This is a genomic window from Aequorivita marisscotiae (genome assembly GCF_029814825.1).
Lineage (GTDB): Bacteria > Bacteroidota > Bacteroidia > Flavobacteriales > Flavobacteriaceae > Aequorivita > Aequorivita marisscotiae.
Window position 1 is genome coordinate 224,270 of record NZ_CP122379.1, and the last position, 17,066, is coordinate 241,335.

Annotated in this window: 30 protein-coding genes; 1 reads left to right on the top strand and 29 read right to left on the bottom strand. The window is 39.0% G+C overall.

Translation table 11 applies throughout. The features are described 5' to 3' along the window. Positions 1-184 precede the first annotated feature (184 nt). The 29 genes from rpsK to rpsL all read right to left on the bottom strand — a co-directional run bounded on the left by rpsK (position 185) and on the right by rpsL (position 15,132). Positions 185-586, bottom strand: a complete 402-nt coding sequence (rpsK, locus tag QCQ61_RS01055; RefSeq protein ID WP_279448864.1) for a 30S ribosomal protein S11 — start codon at positions 584-586, stop codon at positions 185-187. An 11-nt stretch (positions 587-597) separates the two neighbouring features. Continuing rightward, on the bottom strand, positions 598-972 hold the full coding sequence (gene rpsM, locus QCQ61_RS01060) for a 30S ribosomal protein S13 (RefSeq protein WP_045079257.1): 375 nt from the start codon (positions 970-972) through the stop codon (positions 598-600). Between the two features lie 3 nt (positions 973-975). Beyond that, positions 976-1,092, bottom strand: coding sequence for a type B 50S ribosomal protein L36 (ykgO, locus tag QCQ61_RS01065; protein ID WP_009779203.1), 117 nt, complete (start codon positions 1,090-1,092; stop codon positions 976-978). Positions 1,093-1,136: 44 nt separating this feature from the next. Then, positions 1,137-1,352 (bottom strand): translation initiation factor IF-1, encoded by a 216-nt coding sequence (gene infA, locus QCQ61_RS01070; RefSeq protein ID WP_026452613.1) that lies wholly within the window; start codon positions 1,350-1,352, stop codon positions 1,137-1,139. A gap of 2 nt (positions 1,353-1,354) precedes the next feature. Further along, positions 1,355-2,698: a preprotein translocase subunit SecY gene (gene secY / locus QCQ61_RS01075; protein ID WP_279448865.1), complete on the bottom strand. Its 1,344-nt coding sequence runs from the start codon at positions 2,696-2,698 to the stop codon at positions 1,355-1,357. A 12-nt stretch (positions 2,699-2,710) separates the two neighbouring features. Next, positions 2,711-3,163: a 50S ribosomal protein L15 gene (gene rplO / locus QCQ61_RS01080; RefSeq protein WP_279448866.1), complete on the bottom strand. Its 453-nt coding sequence runs from the start codon at positions 3,161-3,163 to the stop codon at positions 2,711-2,713. A gap of 13 nt (positions 3,164-3,176) precedes the next feature. Beyond that, positions 3,177-3,356 (bottom strand): 50S ribosomal protein L30, encoded by a 180-nt coding sequence (gene rpmD, locus QCQ61_RS01085; RefSeq protein WP_279448868.1) that lies wholly within the window; start codon positions 3,354-3,356, stop codon positions 3,177-3,179. Between the two features lie 11 nt (positions 3,357-3,367). Continuing rightward, positions 3,368-3,892 (bottom strand): 30S ribosomal protein S5, encoded by a 525-nt coding sequence (gene rpsE / locus QCQ61_RS01090; RefSeq protein WP_237602245.1) that lies wholly within the window; start codon positions 3,890-3,892, stop codon positions 3,368-3,370. Between the two features lie 8 nt (positions 3,893-3,900). Further along, complete coding sequence (gene rplR, locus QCQ61_RS01095) at positions 3,901-4,257, bottom strand: 50S ribosomal protein L18 (protein WP_279448869.1); 357 nt, start codon at positions 4,255-4,257, stop codon at positions 3,901-3,903. Between the two features lie 11 nt (positions 4,258-4,268). After that, complete coding sequence (gene rplF, locus QCQ61_RS01100) at positions 4,269-4,814, bottom strand: 50S ribosomal protein L6 (RefSeq protein ID WP_279448870.1); 546 nt, start codon at positions 4,812-4,814, stop codon at positions 4,269-4,271. Positions 4,815-4,829: 15 nt separating this feature from the next. Further along, positions 4,830-5,231, bottom strand: a complete 402-nt coding sequence (gene rpsH, locus QCQ61_RS01105) for a 30S ribosomal protein S8 (RefSeq protein ID WP_279448871.1) — start codon at positions 5,229-5,231, stop codon at positions 4,830-4,832. 93 nt (positions 5,232-5,324) lie between these two features. Next, positions 5,325-5,594, bottom strand: a complete 270-nt coding sequence (gene rpsN, locus QCQ61_RS01110; protein ID WP_279448872.1) for a 30S ribosomal protein S14 — start codon at positions 5,592-5,594, stop codon at positions 5,325-5,327. A gap of 3 nt (positions 5,595-5,597) precedes the next feature. Then, positions 5,598-6,149, bottom strand: a complete 552-nt coding sequence (rplE, locus tag QCQ61_RS01115; RefSeq protein ID WP_279448873.1) for a 50S ribosomal protein L5 — start codon at positions 6,147-6,149, stop codon at positions 5,598-5,600. 2 nt (positions 6,150-6,151) lie between these two features. Continuing rightward, positions 6,152-6,466: a 50S ribosomal protein L24 gene (gene rplX, locus QCQ61_RS01120; protein ID WP_279448874.1), complete on the bottom strand. Its 315-nt coding sequence runs from the start codon at positions 6,464-6,466 to the stop codon at positions 6,152-6,154. Between the two features lie 13 nt (positions 6,467-6,479). Then, complete coding sequence (gene rplN / locus QCQ61_RS01125; protein ID WP_272855229.1) at positions 6,480-6,848, bottom strand: 50S ribosomal protein L14; 369 nt, start codon at positions 6,846-6,848, stop codon at positions 6,480-6,482. 2 nt (positions 6,849-6,850) lie between these two features. After that, positions 6,851-7,114 carry a 30S ribosomal protein S17 gene (gene rpsQ, locus QCQ61_RS01130; protein ID WP_279448875.1) on the bottom strand — a complete coding sequence of 88 codons (264 nt, stop codon included), beginning with the start codon at positions 7,112-7,114 and terminating at the stop codon, positions 6,851-6,853. A 15-nt stretch (positions 7,115-7,129) separates the two neighbouring features. Beyond that, positions 7,130-7,321 (bottom strand): 50S ribosomal protein L29, encoded by a 192-nt coding sequence (gene rpmC, locus QCQ61_RS01135; RefSeq protein WP_279448876.1) that lies wholly within the window; start codon positions 7,319-7,321, stop codon positions 7,130-7,132. Between the two features lie 11 nt (positions 7,322-7,332). Further along, the gene (gene rplP, locus QCQ61_RS01140; protein WP_062622470.1) at positions 7,333-7,752 is read right to left on the bottom strand and encodes a 50S ribosomal protein L16; all 420 of its coding nucleotides are present in this window, start codon (positions 7,750-7,752) and stop codon (positions 7,333-7,335) included. Between the two features lie 18 nt (positions 7,753-7,770). Further along, the gene (gene rpsC / locus QCQ61_RS01145) at positions 7,771-8,499 is read right to left on the bottom strand and encodes a 30S ribosomal protein S3 (RefSeq protein WP_279448878.1); all 729 of its coding nucleotides are present in this window, start codon (positions 8,497-8,499) and stop codon (positions 7,771-7,773) included. 4 nt (positions 8,500-8,503) lie between these two features. Then, positions 8,504-8,914 (bottom strand): 50S ribosomal protein L22, encoded by a 411-nt coding sequence (gene rplV / locus QCQ61_RS01150; RefSeq protein ID WP_272855231.1) that lies wholly within the window; start codon positions 8,912-8,914, stop codon positions 8,504-8,506. 6 nt (positions 8,915-8,920) lie between these two features. Further along, positions 8,921-9,199 carry a 30S ribosomal protein S19 gene (rpsS, locus tag QCQ61_RS01155; protein WP_062622473.1) on the bottom strand — a complete coding sequence of 93 codons (279 nt, stop codon included), beginning with the start codon at positions 9,197-9,199 and terminating at the stop codon, positions 8,921-8,923. 3 nt (positions 9,200-9,202) lie between these two features. Further along, a complete protein-coding gene (gene rplB, locus QCQ61_RS01160; protein WP_279448880.1) occupies positions 9,203-10,027 on the bottom strand; it encodes a 50S ribosomal protein L2 in 825 nt (274 codons plus the stop codon). Between the two features lie 26 nt (positions 10,028-10,053). After that, positions 10,054-10,344, bottom strand: a complete 291-nt coding sequence (gene rplW / locus QCQ61_RS01165) for a 50S ribosomal protein L23 (protein ID WP_279448882.1) — start codon at positions 10,342-10,344, stop codon at positions 10,054-10,056. A 7-nt stretch (positions 10,345-10,351) separates the two neighbouring features. After that, positions 10,352-10,981, bottom strand: a complete 630-nt coding sequence (rplD, locus tag QCQ61_RS01170) for a 50S ribosomal protein L4 (RefSeq protein ID WP_279448883.1) — start codon at positions 10,979-10,981, stop codon at positions 10,352-10,354. Then, a complete protein-coding gene (gene rplC / locus QCQ61_RS01175; protein ID WP_279448885.1) occupies positions 10,981-11,592 on the bottom strand; it encodes a 50S ribosomal protein L3 in 612 nt (203 codons plus the stop codon). The genes rplD and rplC overlap by 1 nt, the downstream gene beginning before the upstream one ends. Before the next feature lie 146 nt (positions 11,593-11,738). Beyond that, complete coding sequence (gene rpsJ, locus QCQ61_RS01180; RefSeq protein WP_010181931.1) at positions 11,739-12,044, bottom strand: 30S ribosomal protein S10; 306 nt, start codon at positions 12,042-12,044, stop codon at positions 11,739-11,741. Positions 12,045-12,055: 11 nt separating this feature from the next. Beyond that, positions 12,056-14,185, bottom strand: a complete 2,130-nt coding sequence (gene fusA / locus QCQ61_RS01185; protein ID WP_279448887.1) for an elongation factor G — start codon at positions 14,183-14,185, stop codon at positions 12,056-12,058. Between the two features lie 3 nt (positions 14,186-14,188). After that, entirely contained in the window at positions 14,189-14,665 is a 477-nt protein-coding gene (gene rpsG, locus QCQ61_RS01190; RefSeq protein ID WP_237602263.1) for a 30S ribosomal protein S7, read from the bottom strand. Between the two features lie 92 nt (positions 14,666-14,757). Further along, the gene (gene rpsL / locus QCQ61_RS01195) at positions 14,758-15,132 is read right to left on the bottom strand and encodes a 30S ribosomal protein S12 (RefSeq protein WP_014782632.1); all 375 of its coding nucleotides are present in this window, start codon (positions 15,130-15,132) and stop codon (positions 14,758-14,760) included. A gap of 187 nt (positions 15,133-15,319) precedes the next feature. On the opposite strand from rpsL, the gene QCQ61_RS01200 reads away from it, so the two are divergent. Then, the gene (locus QCQ61_RS01200) at positions 15,320-17,017 is read left to right on the top strand and encodes a POTRA domain-containing protein (protein WP_237602264.1); all 1,698 of its coding nucleotides are present in this window, start codon (positions 15,320-15,322) and stop codon (positions 17,015-17,017) included. Positions 17,018-17,066: the final 49 nt, after the last annotated feature.

A 17,066-nucleotide genomic window follows, 5' to 3' on the forward strand; every position in this document is an offset into this window, starting at 1 on the left:
TTAAGGTTATGAAGGAAAACTAAATTAAGGTCTTTGTCGAGACAGGATATATCCTGTCTTTACTATCCTTTAGTTTTTGATTTCTTCAGATTGATACTTGTTATTAATTATTGTCTATTATTATTTTTTATTTCTTAGCTACTAATACCTTAGGTAGTAATAAGCAATAGAAAATAAAAAATAATTATACTCTTCTTCTTTTTGGTGGACGGCATCCGTTGTGTGGCATTGGCGTAACATCGATAATTTCGGTTACTTCAATTCCGGCATTGTGGATGGAACGTATTGCAGATTCTCTACCGTTTCCTGGACCTTTTACATAAACTTTTACTTTACGTAAACCAGCGTCGTGTGCAACTTTTGCGCAATCTTCTGATGCTAATTGAGCTGCATACGGTGTGTTTTTCTTAGATCCACGGAAACCCATTTTACCGGCTGAGGACCAAGCGATAACATCGCCGTTTTTATTTGTTAACGACACAATAATGTTGTTGAAGGAAGCGGTAATGTGCGCTTCACCAACAGATTCAACATTAACTTTGCGTTTTTTAACTGCTTTTGTAGTTTTAGACGTTGTCTTTGCCATAACTCTAGGTTTTATTTAGTTGCTTTTTTCTTGTTAGCAACAGTTTTACGTTTTCCTTTTCTAGTACGAGAGTTATTCTTAGTACGTTGTCCTCTTAGCGGAAGACCCGATCTGTGACGAATACCTCTGTAACAACCAATATCCATTAAGCGTTTAATGCTTAATTGAACTTCACTACGTAATTCACCTTCAATTTTAAAAGAGCTTACAGCGTCACGAATAGCACCGATTTCATCATCGTTCCATTCGCTTACTTTTTTGTCTTCGTCAACTCCGGCTTTGTTCAGAATATCTTGGGCACGGCTCTTACCGATTCCGAAGATATACGTTAACGCGATTACACCCCTTTTGTGCTTCGGGATATCTACACCTGCGATTCTTGCCATAACTTATCCTTGTCTTTGTTTGAACTTTGGGTTCTTTTTGTTAATTACATATAATCTGCCTTTTCTGCGAACAATCTTGCAGTCGGCACTTCTTTTTTTTACGGATGCTCTAACTTTCATCTGTTTTCGTTTTTATAGTTCAATGAACCGTGAGGTCCGTTGTATTAGTATCTGTATGTTATTCTTGCTTTCGTCAAGTCGTACGGACTCATTTCTAGCTTTACTTTATCTCCTGGCAACAACTTAATGTAGTGCATTCGCATTTTACCAGAAATGTGTGCGGTTACAATGTGACCGTTTTCCAGTTCTACACGGAACATTGCGTTTGATAGTGCTTCCACTATGCTACCATCTTGTTCAATTGCGCTTTGTTTTGCCATAATTATGCTACTGCTTTTCTGTTTTTGCCGCTTTTCATTAAGCCATCGTAATGACGGTTTAATAAATACGAATTTACTTGTTGCATTGTATCGATAGCTACCCCTACCATAATAAGTAGTGAAGTACCACCGTAGAATAATGCCCATCCCTGCTGAATTCCCATTAACTTAACAACGAAGGCAGGAAATATTGCGATCAGTGCTAGGAAAATAGAACCTGGAAGGGTTATTTGGGACATGATTCGGTCTAAGTATTCAGCGGTTTGCGAACCTGGTTTAATACCAGGAATAAACCCACCACTACGCTTAAGATCGTCTGCCATTTTATTGGTTGGTACCGTAATAGCAGTATAAAAATATGTGAATATTATAATCAATATTGCAAATACCAAGTTGTACCAAAATCCGAAGATATCGCTAAAAGTAGCTTGAATGCTTTGTGATAAATCACTATCGTTTAAACTAGCTACTGCCGACGGAACAAACATAATTGCTTGCGCAAAGATAATTGGCATTACCCCAGAAGCGTTTAGCTTTAACGGAATAAACTGTCGGGCTCCAAAGATGTTTTTTTCAAAACCACCGGTTGCTGTTCTTCTTGCGTACTGCACCGGAATCTTTCTTACCGCCATTACCAACATAATTGATAATAGGATAATAACGAACCAGATAACCAACTCAATAAGAATCATAATTAAACCACCGTTTGATTCCATTACTCTCGAAACAAATTCCTGAGCGAATGACTGAGGTAAGTTTGCAATAATACCAACCATAATTAATATGGAGATACCATTACCAATACCTTTATCGGTAATTTTTTCACCTAGCCACATTGCAAATATTGTTCCAGTAACAAGTATTATAACTGAAGAAACATAGAACATTAAGCTTTGGCCCATAACAAAAGCTTCGGCTGGCACTCCCATTGCCGGAAGACCTGCAAGGTAACTTGGCGCTTGTACCAAACAGATACCGATGGTTAACCAACGCGTAATCTGATTGATTTTTTTACGACCACTCTCACCTTCTTTCTGTAGTTTTTGCAGGTATGGTACAGCAATTTGCATTAACTGTACTACAATAGATGCAGAAATATATGGCATAATACCCAATGCAAAAACAGAAGCGTTGGCAAAAGCCCCTCCTGTAAATGCGTTCAGTAAACTACCAATTCCGCCTCCATCAAATTTACCGGCAAATTGCGCTAGCATATCTGCATCGATCCCTGGAAGAACTACCTGGGCACCAAAACGATATACCAAGAGCATTCCTAGGGTAAGAAGAATACGGTTACGCAATTCTTCTATTTTCCAAACATTTTTTAAGGTTTCAATAAATTTCATCCTTAGCTGTTGTTACAATGTTACTACTTCACCTCCGGCAGCTTCAATAGCTTGTTTTGCCGAGGCAGTAAACTTGTGTGCAGATACTTTTAGTTTTGCTTTTAATTCTCCTCTACCTAAAATCTTTACCATTTCGTTCTTTCCAGCAAGACCTAAACCAAATAAGGTTTCAAAGTCAACGGCATCTTTTATTTTCTTGTCGTCAACCAATTGTTGTAGGGTATCTATGTTAATACCTTTGTACTCTTTACGGTTGATGTTTGTAAATCCAAACTTAGGAACACGACGTTGTAAGGGCATTTGTCCACCTTCAAATCCAATTTTCTTTGAATAACCTGAACGTGATTTTGCTCCTTTATGTCCGCGGGTGGCAGTACCACCTTTACCGGAACCTTGTCCGCGACCTACTCGCTTGCCTTGATTTTTCACCGATCCCTCGGCGGGTTGTAAGTTACTTAAATCCATTTTTCGTGTTTCCTTATTTAGTTTCTACTGAAACTAAGTGATTAACTTTATTGATCATACCAAGAATGCTTGGCGTATCGTCGTGCTCTACGGTCTGTCCCATTTTGTGTAGGCCCAGTGCTTCCATAGTTTGCTTTTGGTCTTTCGGGCGTTTTATAACGCTTCTTACCTTTGTTACTTTAATTTTTGCCATCGCTCTGATATTTATCCTTTAAATACTTTTTCAAGTGAAATTCCTCTTTGATCAGCAATAGTTTGCGCGCTTCGCATTTGCAATAGGGCATCAAAAGTTGCTTTTACCACGTTGTGTGGATTGGAAGATCCTTGAGATTTTGATAATACATCGTGAACACCTACTGCTTCCAAAACGGCACGTACTGCACCACCAGCAATTACTCCGGTACCAGGCGCGGCTGGAAGAAGGTTTACACGGGCTCCGCCGTATTTTCCTTTTTGTTCATGTGGAAGCGTTACCTTGTTAAGAGGAATGCGAACTAAGTTTTTCTTAGCATCTTCAATAGCTTTTGCTATTGCGCTAGCTACATCCTTAGATTTCCCAAGTCCGTGGCCTACCACACCTTTTTCGTCCCCAACAACTACAATAGCTGAAAATCCGAAGGCACGACCACCTTTGGTCACCTTGGTTACACGTTGTACACCTACCAAACGGTCTTTTAATTCAAGCCCTCCTGGTTTTACTAATTCTACGTTTTTATAATCTTGATACATAATGCTACTTAGAATTTAAGGCCACCTTCGCGTGCACCTTCAGCTAATGATTTTACTCTTCCGTGGTATAGGTAACCGCCTCTGTCAAAAGCGATGGTTTCTACACCGGCTTTAACAGCTTTTTCTGCGATTGCTTTTCCTACCATTTTTGCAGCTTCAACTTTATTTACTTTTGAAGCGTCAATATCTTTATCTCTAGAAGATGCAGCGATAATGGTTTTTCCATTTACATCGTCTATAATCTGAGCGTATATTTCTTTGTTGCTACGGAATACAGCTAAACGTGGGCGACTTTCGGTACCCTCAACCGTTTTTCTGATTCGCATGCGCAAGCGCTCTCTTCTTTCGTATTTTGATAATGCCATAACTCTATTTGTTATGCAGATTTACCTGCTTTTCTTCTTAATTGTTCACCTACAAACTTAATACCTTTTCCTTTGTATGGTTCTGGTTTACGGAAAGAACGAATTTTTGCCGCAACTTGCCCTACTAATTGTTTGTCGTGCGAAGTTAATTTTACGATAGGGTTTTTACCCTTATCAGATACGGTTTCCACTTTTACTTCTGGCGCAATGTCCAAAACAATATTGTGCGAAAAACCTAAAGCCAAATCTAATTTTTGTCCTTGGTTGCTAGCGCGGTAACCCACACCTACCAATTCTAATTGTTTGGTCCATCCGTTATTTACTCCTTCGATCATGTTATTGATCAGCGCTCTGTATAGACCGTGCTTTGCAGTGTGGTCTTTAGAATCTGAAGGGCGTTCCACCAATACGTTTCCGTCTTCTACTTTTACGGTTAGATCAGAATCAAATTCTTGAGATAACTCGCCTAATTTTCCTTTTACGGTAATTACGTTGTCTTTTACATCAACTGTAACTCCTTGTGGGATTGATACCGGGTTTTTACCTATTCTTGACATTTCTTTGTCTATTTTTTAGTAAACGTAACACAATACTTCACCACCTATGTTTTGTGCTTTTGCTTGTTTGCCTGTCATAACTCCAGATGAAGTTGAAACGATGGCAATACCAAGACCATTAAGCACACGAGGAAGCTCTGTTGAACCTGCGTATTTACGTAAACCGGGTTTACTTATTCTTTGAATTTTCTTAATTACCGACTCCTTAGAAAGTTTGTCGTACTTTAAGGCTATCTTGATGATACCTTGTGGGGTACTTTCGTCATCAAATTTATAGCTTAAAATGTAACCTTGATCGAAAAGGATTTTTGTAATCTCCTTTTTAAGATTAGACGCTGGAATCTCTACTACGCGATGCCCAGCTTTTGCAGCATTTCTAACACGCGTTAGATAATCTGAAATTGGATCTATATTCATTTATTTGAATTTGCGGATGTGGTTTTCCTTTCAGAACCTTCAACCAGTTAATTTTTGTTTTACTAAGACACACAATTGGGTGTCTTTACTTTTTTACCAAGATGCTTTGCGCACACCAGGAATTAACCCAGAATTTGCCATTTCACGGAAAGTAACACGTGAAATACCGAAAGTTCGCATATACCCTCTTGGTCTTCCGGTAAGTTTACAACGGTTGTGTAAACGCACTGGTGAGGCATTTTTTGGTAGTTTCTGCAAACCTTCCCAGTCGCCAGCTTCTTTTAGAGCTTTGCGCTTGGCTGCATATTTTGCTACCATTTTTTGTCTCTTAACCTCGCGGGCTTTCATTGATTCTTTAGCCATCTCTTAGTTCTTTTTAAAGGGTAATCCCAATTCTTGTAATAATGATTTCGCTTCTTTATCGGTTGCAGCCGAAGTGATAAACGTAATGTTCATTCCTTCAATTTTCTTCACTTTATCAATATCGATTTCTGGGAAGATAATTTGCTCGGTAATTCCTAAAGAGTAGTTTCCTCTTCCGTCAAAACCTGTTGCTTTAATTCCGTTAAAGTCACGTACCCTAGGCAAAGCCGAAGTTACCAATCTGTCTAAAAATTCGTACATACGCTCTCCACGCAACGTAACTTTCACACCAATTGGCATGCCTTTACGTAGTTTGAAGTTTGCAACGTCTTTTTTAGAGTTTGTTGAAACCGCTTTTTGCCCGGTTATCTTTGTAAACTCATCAACCGAATAGTCAATAAGTTTTTTGTCTGCTACCGCTGCACCCACTCCGCGGGAAACAACAATACGCTCCAATTTTGGTACTTGCATGACGTTTTTGTAACCAAATTCGTCGGTAAGGGCGTTAACCACTCTGCTTTTGTACTCTTCCTTAAGTCTTGGTGTATATGCCATAACTATATTGCTTGATTCGATTGTTTTGAAAACCGTACTTTTTTACCATTTTCAGTTTTATACCCTACACGTGTTGCTTTACCAGATTTTGGATCTACTAATGAAAGGTTAGAAATATGGATAGGAGCTTCTTTTTTTACGATTCCGCCCTGTGGGTTTTTCGCGCTTGGTTTCTCGTGTTTTGAAACCATATTTACTCCTTCTACGATTGCTTTGTTTTTGTCAAGGATTACCTTCATCACCTTTCCTTCAGAACCTTTATGGTCTCCGGCGGTAACTACTACTGTATCTCCTGATTTTATTTTAAGCTTTGTCATTTTAGTTTTCATATTAAAGCACCTCTGGTGCCAATGATACTATTTTCATAAATTGCTTGTCGCGAAGTTCTCTTGCCACCGGTCCGAAAACGCGTGTTCCTCTCATTTCACCCTGTGGGTTTAAAAGTACACAAGCGTTATCGTCGAAACGGATGTAAGAACCATCAGGCCTTCTAATTTCTTTTACAGTACGTACTACGACTGCTGTAGAAACTGCTCCTTTCTTAATGCTTCCGTTTGGCGTTGCTTCTTTAACAGAAACTACAATTTTATCGCCAATTGAAGCATACCTTCTTTTTGTACCGCCCAATACGCGTATGCAAAGTACTTCTTTAGCACCGGTATTATCTGCGACTTTAAGTCTTGATTCTTGTTGTAACATAACTACTTCGCTCTTTCAATTATTTCTACTAATCTCCAACATTTGGTTCTACTTAAAGGGCGTGTTTCCATGATCCTTACTGTATCGCCTTCGTTGCAATTGTTTGTCTCGTCGTGCGCAACGTACTTTTTAGTTTTTGTTACGTACTTTCCGTACATAGGGTGTTTAATTTTTTTAACCTCTGCAACTACAATAGACTTGTCCATTTTATTGCTGGTTACTACCCCTATACGTTCTTTTCTTAAGTTTCTTTTAATTTCTTCCATCTTTCAGCTGTACAATTATTGCACTTCTCTATTAGTTAGTTCCGTCGCTATTCTTGCTATCACCCTTCTTTGGGATCTTAGTTGAATTGGATTTTCCAACGGTGAAATGGTATGAGCCATTTTAAGGTCTGTATAAGCCCTTCTAGATTCAGCAAATGCTTCCTGAAGTTCTGCCGTTGATGCTTTTTTAATTTCTGATTGTTTCATCTTTTAAAAAATTATGCTTGGAAATCCCGAGACATTACAAATTTAGTTTTAACGGGAAGCTTTTGAGCTGCAAGGCGCAATGCTTCTTTTGCTGTTTCTACAGGAACACCAGATACCTCGAAAAGTATTCTTCCTGGCTTAACTACAGCAGCATAGTATTCTACAGCACCTTTACCTTTACCCATACGTACTTCAAGAGGTTTTTTGGTAATTGGTTTATCTGGAAAAATCATAATCCAAATAGAACCTTCTCTTTTCATAAAACGAGTTGCAGCAATACGAGCAGCTTCAATCTGTCTAGCTGTAAGAAATTCTGATTCCAACGATTTTATACCGAAGGTTCCGTATGCCAATTGATTGCCACGTCCGGCATCACCTTTCATACGGCCTTTTTGATGTTTACGGTATTTTGTTCTTTTAGGTTGTAACATTTTCTTTTATTTAAAAAATTACTTTCTGCGACGTGCTTTGTTGCCACCGCGTCCTGCTTGAGACCCTTTACCACCACTCTTTTTTCCTGTAGATAAACCTACTAATGGTGAAAGTTCTCTCTTTCCATATACTTCGCCTTTCATAATCCATACTTTAACACCCAATCTACCGTAGGTAGTGTGTGCCTCAACTAAAGCGTAGTCAATATCGGCTCTAAAAGTTGATAAAGGAATACGACCCTCTTTGTAAGATTCTGAACGTGCCATTTCTGCCCCATTCAAACGGCCAGAGATTTGTACCTTAATACCTTCTGCATTCATTCGCATAGTTGCCGCGATTGCCATTTTAATAGCGCGACGGTAAGAAATACGACTTTCAATCTGGCGTGCAATACTTGCAGCTACCAAATATGCGTCAAGTTCAGGTCTTTTAATCTCGTGGATGTTGATCTGTACTTCTTTATCTGTAATTTTTTTAAGCTCTTCTTTTAGCTTGTCTACTTCCTGGCCACCTTTACCGATAATGATACCGGGACGGGCAGTGGTTATAGTAACGGTTACAAGCTTAAGCGTACGCTCAATAATTACTCTACTCACACTAGCTTTGCTTAAACGCGCGTGAACATATTTTCTAATCTTGTCGTCTTCGGCCAATTTATCGCCGTAGTCGTTGCCTCCGTACCAGTTGGATTCCCAACCTCTAATGATACCTAAGCGATTCCCGATTGGATTTGTCTTCTGTCCCATTTAATTACTTGCTTTGTGTGTTATCGTTTGCTGCCAACACGAGTGTTACGTGGTTGGAGCGTTTTCTAATTCTGTGTGCGCGGCCTTGTGGTGCAGGGCGTAGTCTCTTCAACATTGTTCCTCCATCCACACGGATTTCCTTAACAAAAAGATCTGCATCTTCTATTGAAGCGTCTTCGTTCTTTTGTTGCCAGTTGTTGATGGCAGACAAAAGTAGTTTCTCCAATTTGCGTGAAGATTCTTTTGAACTAAACTTCAAAATGTTAAGTGCTTTGTCTATTTTTTCACCACGTACCAAGTCTGCCATTAAACGCATTTTTCTTGGTGAAGTGGGGCAATTGTTCAATTTAGCCATGTAAATAGTTTTCTTGGCTTCCTTGATTGCTTCTGCTCTTTCTCTTTTACGAACTCCCATGGCCTATTATTTTTTACCTTTGTTTTTAGCACCTGCGTGACCACGGAATGATCTTGTAGGTGAAAATTCTCCTAGTTTATGCCCAACCATGTTTTCTGTTACATATACAGGAACAAATTGGCGCCCGTTATGAACTGCTATGGTTTGGCCAACAAAATCTGGAGTAATCATAGAAGCACGTGACCAAGTTTTGATTACGGTCTTCTTATTATCCTCAACGTTTTGTTGAACTTTCTTGTCTAGTTTATAATGAACGAACGGTCCTTTTTTTAACGATCTTGCCATAACTTATTTCTTTCTTCGTTCTAAGATATATTTATTACTTGCTTTCGTTTTAGTACGGGTTCTGTAACCTTTTGCAGGCAAACCTTTTCTAGAACGTGGATGACCACCTGAAGCACGGCCCTCACCACCACCCATTGGGTGATCTACTGGGTTCATTACTACTGGTCTTGTACGAGGTCTTCTACCTAGCCATCTGCTTCTACCGGCTTTACCAGAAACCAACAATTGGTGGTCACTGTTAGATACGGCACCTATGGTAGCCATACAGTTTACCAAAATTAATCGGGTTTCACCTGACGGAAGTTTAACGGTAGCATATCTTCCTTCACGAGCCATAAGCTGTGCAAAAGCACCAGCACTACGAGCCATAATTGCCCCTTGACCAGGACGAAGCTCGATGCAGGAAATAATAGTACCTAAAGGAATAGCTGAAAGTGGCATTGCATTTCCGATCTCGGGAGCTACTGCGTCGCCAGAGAGGATGTTTTGCCCAACTTGTAGTCCGTTTTGTGCAATTACATATCGCTTTTCACCATCTTGATAGTTTAAAAGTGCGATAAATGCAGTACGGTTTGGATCGTATTGAATACTTGCAACAGTGGCAGGAATTCCTGCTTTGTCGCGTTTAAAATCGATAATTCGATATTTTTTCTTATGACCACCACCTATGTAGCGCATGGTCATTTTTCCTTGACTGTTTCTACCACCAGATCGTTTATTCGGAACAAGTAAAGACTTCTCCGGCTTATCGGTTGTAATGGCGTCAAAACCATTTACAACCCTAAAACGCTGACCTGGGGTGACTGGTTTTAATTTTCTTACTGACATTTGTGTCTAATTAAATCTAAGTTTCCTTAGATGTTACTGTAAAAATCTATTGTATCACCTTCCGCCACCTGTACGATTGCTTTTTTATAAGCGTTCGTTTTACCAGTTTGGACACCTGTTTTTGTATAACGGGTTTTCCTATCAGGGCGGACATTTATTGTGCGAACTTTTTCAACAGAAACTCCGTAAGCAGCCTCAACCGCTTTCTTGATTTCTACCTTATTCGCCTTGGGGTTCACTACGAAGCCAAAAACGTTTCTGTCTTCAGCATCTTTGGTAGCTTTTTCCGTAATTATAGGTTTAATTAAGATGTTCATCTTGCTTCTATTTACTTAAGTTTGTTTCAATTCCTTCCAAAGAACCTTCAAACAGCACTAAACTGTTTGCATTCATAATTTTGTAAGTACTTAATTGTGAGTTAGTTATAACTTCAGTACCTTTCAAATTGCGAGAGGACAAATATACATTATTATTTAAGTCTCCCAACACAAATAAAGATTTTTTATCATCAAGCCCTAAACTCTTTAAAACCGCGGTAAAGTTCTTGGTTTTTGGAGCGTCAAAATTAAGGTCTTCCAATACAAAAATTGCTTTGTTATTTGCCTTCATCGATAAGGCAGATTTACGTGCCAAACGCTTTAGGTTTTTGTTCAATTTAAAAGAGTAGTTACGTGGACGAGGTCCAAACATTCTACCACCACCTTTAAAGATACCAGACTTGATGCTACCCGCACGGGCAGTACCAGTTCCCTTTTGTTTTTTAATTTTTCTGGTTGAACCAGTAATTTCGGCGCGTTCCTTTGCTTTGTGAGTACCTTGACGTTGATTGGCAAGATATTGTTTCACATCTAGGTAAACCGCGTGATTGTTAGGCTCTATTCCGAACACATCTGCAGAAAGTTCTACTTTCCGACCTGTGTCTTTTCCGTTTATGTCTAATACAGCTACCTTCATTATTTCTCGATCATTACATAAGCGTTTTTATGGCCAGGAACTGCTCCTTTAACCACAAGTAGATTCTTTTCAGGAATTACTTTTAAAACTCTTAAATTTTCAACTTTTACTCTTTCGTTGCCCATTTGGCCCGCCATACGCATTCCCTTGAACACTCTCGCAGGATATGATGCGGCTCCAATAGAACCTGGTGCACGTAAACGGTTGTGCTGACCGTGTGTGGCTTGCCCTACACCGCCAAAACCGTGACGCTTAACAACTCCTTGAAATCCTTTACCTTTAGATGTACCCGCTATATCTACGAATTCTCCTTCGATAAAATGCTCCACAGTTATTGTGTCACCTAATTTGTATTCTTCTTCAAAATTCTTGAATTCGGCGACTTTGCGTTTTGCAACGGTTCCTGCTTTTTTGGCGTGCCCTTCGGCAGCTTTAGTTACAGTCTTCTTGTCATCGAAACCAAGTTGAAGAGCTTCGTACCCGTCAACCTCTTTGGTTCTGACTTGGGTAACAACACAGGGTCCTGCTTCAATAACGGTACACGGAATGTTCTTTCCGTTCTCGTCAAAGATGCTGGTCATCCCTATCTTTCTTCCAATTAACCCAGACATATTTACTTATTTATTGATTATTACTATTTAAAATTCTATTCAAAAAAACAGGGTCAAAATAAATTCAACCCTGAATATTATTTTGTTACCGTTTTTCCCCAACCATCGTTAAGGACATTTTTTTTAATTCTGAATTCAGAATTGCACTATACTTTGATCTCTACTTCTACTCCACTTGGCAACTCCAATTTCATTAGAGCGTCAATTGTTTTTGAAGAAGAACTGTAGATATCCAAAAGTCTTTTGTACGAACTTAATTGGAATTGCTCTCTACTCTTCTTGTTAACGTGCGGAGAACGCAATACTGTAAAGATTTTTTTGTGTGTTGGTAAAGGGATTGGTCCTGTTACTACAGCTCCAGTGCTTTTTACCGTCTTTACGATTTTTTCAGCAGATTTGTCCACCAAATTGTGATCGTAAGATTTTAGCTTTATTCTTATTTTTTGACTCATTGCTGATATTATTATACGTTAGCGGTTCCTTTTGCTGCAGCTATTACACTTTCAGAAATGTTTGAAGGTGTTTCGGCATAATGGGAAAATTCCATAGTTGAAGTTGCACGACCCGAAGACAATGTTCTTAATGTGGTTACATATCCGAACATTTCAGAAAGCGGCACTTCAGCCTTAATAACTTTAGCTCCAGCGCGATCGCTCATACTAGTAATAGTACCGCGACGACGGTTAAGGTCACCTACAATATCACCCATATTCTCTTCTGGCGTAAGCGCCTCAAGTTTCATAATAGGTTCAAGGATTACGGCTCCTGCTTTTTTAGCTACTTCTTTAAATCCAAGCTTTGCAGCCAATTCAAAAGACAGTGCATCAGAATCCACAGGGTGGAAAGATCCGTCTTTAAGCGTTACCTTCATACTATCTACTTCAAAACCTGCAAGGGGTCCATTCACCATTGCTTGTTTGAATCCTTTTTCAACCGAAGGGATAAATTCTTTTGGTACGTTACCACCTTTTACGGCGTTTACGAATTCCAATCCTAATTTACCTTCTTCAGCTGGCTCAAGTGTAAATACGATATCGGCAAATTTACCACGACCTCCAGATTGCTTTTTATAAACCTCTCTGTGATCTGCAACTTTTGTAACTGCTTCTTTGTACTCAACTTGTGGCTGACCTTGGTTTACTTCAACTTTAAACTCACGACGTAAACGGTCTATAAGTACATCAAGGTGAAGTTCGCCCATTCCAGAAATAATTGTTTGTCCAGAAGCTTCGTCTGTACGCACTTGGAATGTTGGATCTTCTTCGGCTAGCTTAGATAAAGCCATACCTAATTTATCTACATCTGCTTTGGTTTTTGGCTCTACCGCAACACCAATTACTGGGTCTGGGAAATCCATACTTTCCAAAATAATTGGATGTTTTTCAGCAGTTAATGTGTCTCCAGTTTTAATATCCTTAAAACCTACACCCGCTCCAATATCTCCAGCTTCAATAAACTCAATAGCATTTTGCTTGTTAGCGTGCATTTGGTAAATACGCGATATACGTTCCTTGTTGCCTGTACGGTTGTTAAGAACATAAGATCCTGCATCTAAGTGTCCGGAATATGCACGGAAGAAAGCTAAACGACCAACAAAAGGGTCTGTAGCAATTTTAAATGCAAGAGCAGCAAATGGCTCATCTACACTTGGTTTGCGCAATTCTTCTTTTTCAGTATCTGGATTTACACCTACAATACCATCTTTATCCATTGGAGAAGGAAGGTAGCGGCACACTCCATCAATTAAGAATTGAACACCTTTATTTTTAAAGGAAGAACCACATATCATTGGTATGATACTCATATCCATTACAGCAGCACGAAGCGCAGCATGCACTTCATCTTCTGTAATTGAATCTTCGTCTTCCATATATTTTTCTAGTAGGTTTTCGTCATAGGCAGCAACTTCTTCAATAAGTTTACCACGGTACAAACGCACCTCCTCTTTCATATCTTCAGGAATATCTACAACGTCAAAAGTAGCGCCAAAGGTATCATCGTGCCAAACGATAGCACGGTTCTTAACCAAATCTACAATACCTTTAAAATCAGCTTCTTCACCTAAAGGCAAAACGATTGGCACTGCATTGGATCCTAACATATCTTTTACTTGCTGGCATACTGCCAAGAAGTTTGATCCGTTACGGTCCATTTTATTTACAAAACCAATACGAGGTACTTTATAGTTATCGGCCAATCTCCAGTTAGTTTCAGATTGTGGCTCTACACCATCTACTGCACTAAACAAAAACACCAAACCATCAAGAACTCTAAGCGAACGGTTTACCTCTACGGTAAAATCTACGTGGCCAGGAGTATCTATAATATTAAAGTGGTACTCTTTTGTATTTGGCAATGGTTGCGCATTTTCCATCGGAAACTTCCACTTACAAGTAGTTGCAGCCGAAGTAATGGTAATACCACGCTCCTGCTCCTGCTCCATCCAGTCCATTGTTGCAGAACCTTCGTGAGTTTCACCCAACTTGTGGTTTACGCCCGTGTAAAAAAGTATACGTTCAGTTGTAGTTGTTTTACCAGCATCAATATGCGCGGCAATTCCTATATTTCTTGTGTATGTTAAATCTCTTCCCATTGTTTAGAATCTGAAATGTGAGAATGCTTTGTTAGCTTCTGCCATTTTATGAGTATCCATACGCTTCTTAACTGCTGCACCTTCTTCTTTGGAAGCAGCAAGAATCTCGCCTGCTAATTTAGCGGCCATGGATTTCTCGTTTCTTTTTCTTGAATACGTTATTAACCATTTCATTGCAGTTGCAATTTTACGGTCTGGACGAATTTGCATAGGAATTTGGAAGGTTGCCCCACCAACTCTACGGCTACGCACCTCTACGTGAGGCATTACATTAGAAAGCGCATCTTTCCAAAGCTCTAACGCAGTTTTTTCGTCGTCTTGTTTTTTTTCATCTACAATGTCAATTGCATCATAGAAAACTTTAAAAGCCACACTCTTTTTTCCATCCCACATCATGTTGTTTACGAAACGCGTAACCAACTGGTCGTTAAACCTTGGATCCGGTAAAAGAGGTCTTTTTTTGGCCTGTTTTTTTCTCATTTGTTGTTTTGTTAATGGTAAACGCTAAATATTTTATCAATAATTGGCGCTAAACCCGTTTTCATTTTTCTTAAAACGCAAGCGTCGCGTTTTTACTTCTTAGGGCGTTTTGCTCCGTACTTAGATCTACGTTGCGTGCGGCCTGCAACACCTGCGGTGTCTAATGCTCCACGAACAATGTGATATCTAACTCCTGGCAAATCTTTTACCCTTCCACCTCTAACCAATACTATCGAGTGCTCTTGGAGATTGTGACCCTCGCCTGGGATGTATGCGTTTACTTCCTTACCATTTGTAAGTCTTACCCTTGCAACTTTACGCATTGCAGAGTTAGGCTTCTTAGGCGTAGTAGTATATACACGCGTACAAACACCACGACGTTGTGGGCACGAATCCAAAGCAACCGATTTACTCTTCTTGGTTATTTTGGTCCTTCCTTTACGTACTAATTGTGAAATTGTTGGCATATAAAATATGTATTATTACTGTTTAAAAATAAAACACCCCTATTTTTAGGGGATGCAAATGTAGAATAATTTTTTTACTAATCAAACCATACTCAATTAATTTTCAGCACTCTTTTAATATTTTTTTTGTTTGCATATGAAATGGCAAGTTGAAACGTTAGTTTTACATCGTAAATTCGCTCTTTTTTTGAAAAATAATTGCACACTTTTTTTACTCCTTAATATATATACCTGTTTTTTCTTCGGAATTCAGGCACAGGAATTGTCGCTCTCCTTAAAAGCAGAGAAGGAAATTCCGGAAGGGGTTGTAGATTCATTGCAACTACCTGCTTCCTATAAAGATTTTATTTCGCTAAAAAATGAAACCGACACCCTACACTTAAAACTACAACGCATGGGTTTTATTGAAAGTGAATTGCTTCAACTTAAAAAAGAAAACGACAGCAGCTATACGGCCGCATTTTTTCTTGGAAGGAAGTACAACAATATAAAGGTGTACTATTCGGAAAAAGATTTTTCAAAAAAAGAACTTCAACACGTAGCCTCACAGATAGACAGCTCCTATTTTATACTTCCTTTTGAAACCATTCCAACCGCGTTAAGAAAACTTACAGCGTATAGAAACGCCAAAGGAAATGCTTTTGCCCGGGTGAGGTTAACTGCGTTCAACAACACTGGAGCCGGAAATTTAAGCGCTACACTGCTTATAGAAAACGGCAAGTTGCGCACCGTAGATTCCATTGTTTTAAAAGGGTACGAAAAATTCCCAAAAAGCTATTTAAAATACTATGCCGGGGTAAGGAAAGGCAAACTTTTTGACCAGAAAAAATTGTTAGCGCAAAACGAAAACCTAAACAGCCTAGGTTTTGTTTCGTCTATTAAGCCACCCGAAGCACTATTCCGGGAAGATTCAACCACCGTATATTTTTATTTGGAAAAAGAAGAGAACAATCTCTTTGATGGAATTTTAGGATTTGCCACCGATGAGGAATCTCAAAAATTGACGTTTAATGGCTATTTAAATTTAGAACTCAACAACAATTTAAACTACGGCGAACAGCTATTAATAAATTACAAATCTGATGGTGAAAAGCAGATTAATTTTAAAACCAAGCTCACCCTTCCCTATCTGTTTAGCTCACCATTTGGGCTCAGTGGCGAATTAATGATTTTTAAAAGAGACAGCACTTTTATCACTACAGAACAACAACTGCGTTCCACCTATCAATTAGACACTCGATCTACTTTATACGTGGGATATAAAGGATACGAATCTAGCAACCTGCTGGATGAAGTAATTGCCGGAATACCAATTGAAGATTTTACATCTCGGTTTTTTATCTTTGGCGGCAACTATAAAAAACCACAAAACCGAAAACTGTTCCCCGTAAAAACAGCAATTTATTTAGATATGGGGATTGGATCCCGCAAACAAAAAAGCGAGTCGGAGGACCAGATTGGCTTCACCTCTGTAATATCAAATATTTTTAATCTTAATTACCGCAATTCCTTGTTTGTTCAAAATAGTACGAGCGCGCTTTTTAGCGACTCATATTTAATAAACGAACTTTTTCGTTTTGGTGGAATAAACAGCATCCGCGGTTTTGACGAAAACAGCATAGACGCATCGTTATTTTCGGTACTAAATACAGAGTATCGCTACCAATTTAACGATGGGGTTTACTTACACAGTATTATAGATGTAGGTTATTTTGAAAATCAGACCATTTCCTTAAAAGAAAAGATCTACAGTTTTGGGCTCGGACTTGGCCTAAACACAAAAGCAGGAATATTTCGATTTAACATAGCTAACGGAAATAGGCAAAACACCCCTTTCAATCTTACAAACACCAAAGTACACATCAGTATTTCATCTAAATTCTAAATTACTTAGGCTTAAAACACTGATGCCCGCTAAATAAACCTAAAAATTG

Excerpts from the sequence above, each read along its gene's own strand:
- rpsM (WP_045079257.1), bottom strand. The coding sequence starts at position 972 with ATGGCAAGAATCGCAGGTGTAGATATCCCGAAGCACAAAAGGGGTGTA.
- rplO (WP_279448866.1), bottom strand. The coding sequence starts at position 3,163 with ATGGATTTAAGTAACTTACAACCCGCCGAGGGATCGGTGAAAAATCAA.
- infA (WP_026452613.1), bottom strand. The coding sequence starts at position 1,352 with ATGGCAAAACAAAGCGCAATTGAACAAGATGGTAGCATAGTGGAAGCA.
- rplN (WP_272855229.1), bottom strand. The coding sequence starts at position 6,848 with ATGTTACAACAAGAATCAAGACTTAAAGTCGCAGATAATACCGGTGCT.
- rpsG (WP_237602263.1), bottom strand. The coding sequence starts at position 14,665 with ATGAGAAAAAAACAGGCCAAAAAAAGACCTCTTTTACCGGATCCAAGG.
- fusA (WP_279448887.1), bottom strand. The coding sequence starts at position 14,185 with ATGGGAAGAGATTTAACATACACAAGAAATATAGGAATTGCCGCGCAT.
- rplE (WP_279448873.1), bottom strand. The coding sequence starts at position 6,149 with ATGGCATATACACCAAGACTTAAGGAAGAGTACAAAAGCAGAGTGGTT.
- secY (WP_279448865.1), bottom strand. The coding sequence starts at position 2,698 with ATGAAATTTATTGAAACCTTAAAAAATGTTTGGAAAATAGAAGAATTG.
- rpmD (WP_279448868.1), bottom strand. The coding sequence starts at position 3,356 with ATGGCAAAAATTAAAGTAACAAAGGTAAGAAGCGTTATAAAACGCCCG.
- rplX (WP_279448874.1), bottom strand. The coding sequence starts at position 6,466 with ATGACAAAGCTTAAAATAAAATCAGGAGATACAGTAGTAGTTACCGCC.
- rplR (WP_279448869.1), bottom strand. The coding sequence starts at position 4,257 with ATGGCATTATCAAAATACGAAAGAAGAGAGCGCTTGCGCATGCGAATC.
- rplD (WP_279448883.1), bottom strand. The coding sequence starts at position 10,981 with ATGAAGGTAGCTGTATTAGACATAAACGGAAAAGACACAGGTCGGAAA.
- rplW (WP_279448882.1), bottom strand. The coding sequence starts at position 10,344 with ATGAACATCTTAATTAAACCTATAATTACGGAAAAAGCTACCAAAGAT.
- rplC (WP_279448885.1), bottom strand. The coding sequence starts at position 11,592 with ATGTCTGGGTTAATTGGAAGAAAGATAGGGATGACCAGCATCTTTGAC.
- rpsE (WP_237602245.1), bottom strand. The coding sequence starts at position 3,892 with ATGTATCAAGATTATAAAAACGTAGAATTAGTAAAACCAGGAGGGCTT.
- rpsJ (WP_010181931.1), bottom strand. The coding sequence starts at position 12,044 with ATGAGTCAAAAAATAAGAATAAAGCTAAAATCTTACGATCACAATTTG.
- rpsQ (WP_279448875.1), bottom strand. The coding sequence starts at position 7,114 with ATGGAAGAAATTAAAAGAAACTTAAGAAAAGAACGTATAGGGGTAGTA.
- rplP (WP_062622470.1), bottom strand. The coding sequence starts at position 7,752 with ATGTTACAACCTAAAAGAACAAAATACCGTAAACATCAAAAAGGCCGT.
- rpsN (WP_279448872.1), bottom strand. The coding sequence starts at position 5,594 with ATGGCTAAAGAATCAATGAAAGCCCGCGAGGTTAAGAGACAAAAAATG.
- ykgO (WP_009779203.1), bottom strand. The coding sequence starts at position 1,092 with ATGAAAGTTAGAGCATCCGTAAAAAAAAGAAGTGCCGACTGCAAGATT.
- rpsC (WP_279448878.1), bottom strand. The coding sequence starts at position 8,499 with ATGGGACAGAAGACAAATCCAATCGGGAATCGCTTAGGTATCATTAGA.
- rpsL (WP_014782632.1), bottom strand. The coding sequence starts at position 15,132 with ATGCCAACAATTTCACAATTAGTACGTAAAGGAAGGACCAAAATAACC.
- rplV (WP_272855231.1), bottom strand. The coding sequence starts at position 8,914 with ATGGGAGTTCGTAAAAGAGAAAGAGCAGAAGCAATCAAGGAAGCCAAG.
- rpsS (WP_062622473.1), bottom strand. The coding sequence starts at position 9,199 with ATGGCAAGATCGTTAAAAAAAGGACCGTTCGTTCATTATAAACTAGAC.
- rpmC (WP_279448876.1), bottom strand. The coding sequence starts at position 7,321 with ATGAAACAATCAGAAATTAAAAAAGCATCAACGGCAGAACTTCAGGAA.
- rpsK (WP_279448864.1), bottom strand. The coding sequence starts at position 586 with ATGGCAAAGACAACGTCTAAAACTACAAAAGCAGTTAAAAAACGCAAA.
- rplF (WP_279448870.1), bottom strand. The coding sequence starts at position 4,814 with ATGTCAAGAATAGGTAAAAACCCGGTATCAATCCCACAAGGAGTTACA.
- rpsH (WP_279448871.1), bottom strand. The coding sequence starts at position 5,231 with ATGAATATAGATCCAATTTCAGATTATCTAACGCGTGTTAGAAATGCT.
- rplB (WP_279448880.1), bottom strand. The coding sequence starts at position 10,027 with ATGTCAGTAAGAAAATTAAAACCAGTCACCCCAGGTCAGCGTTTTAGG.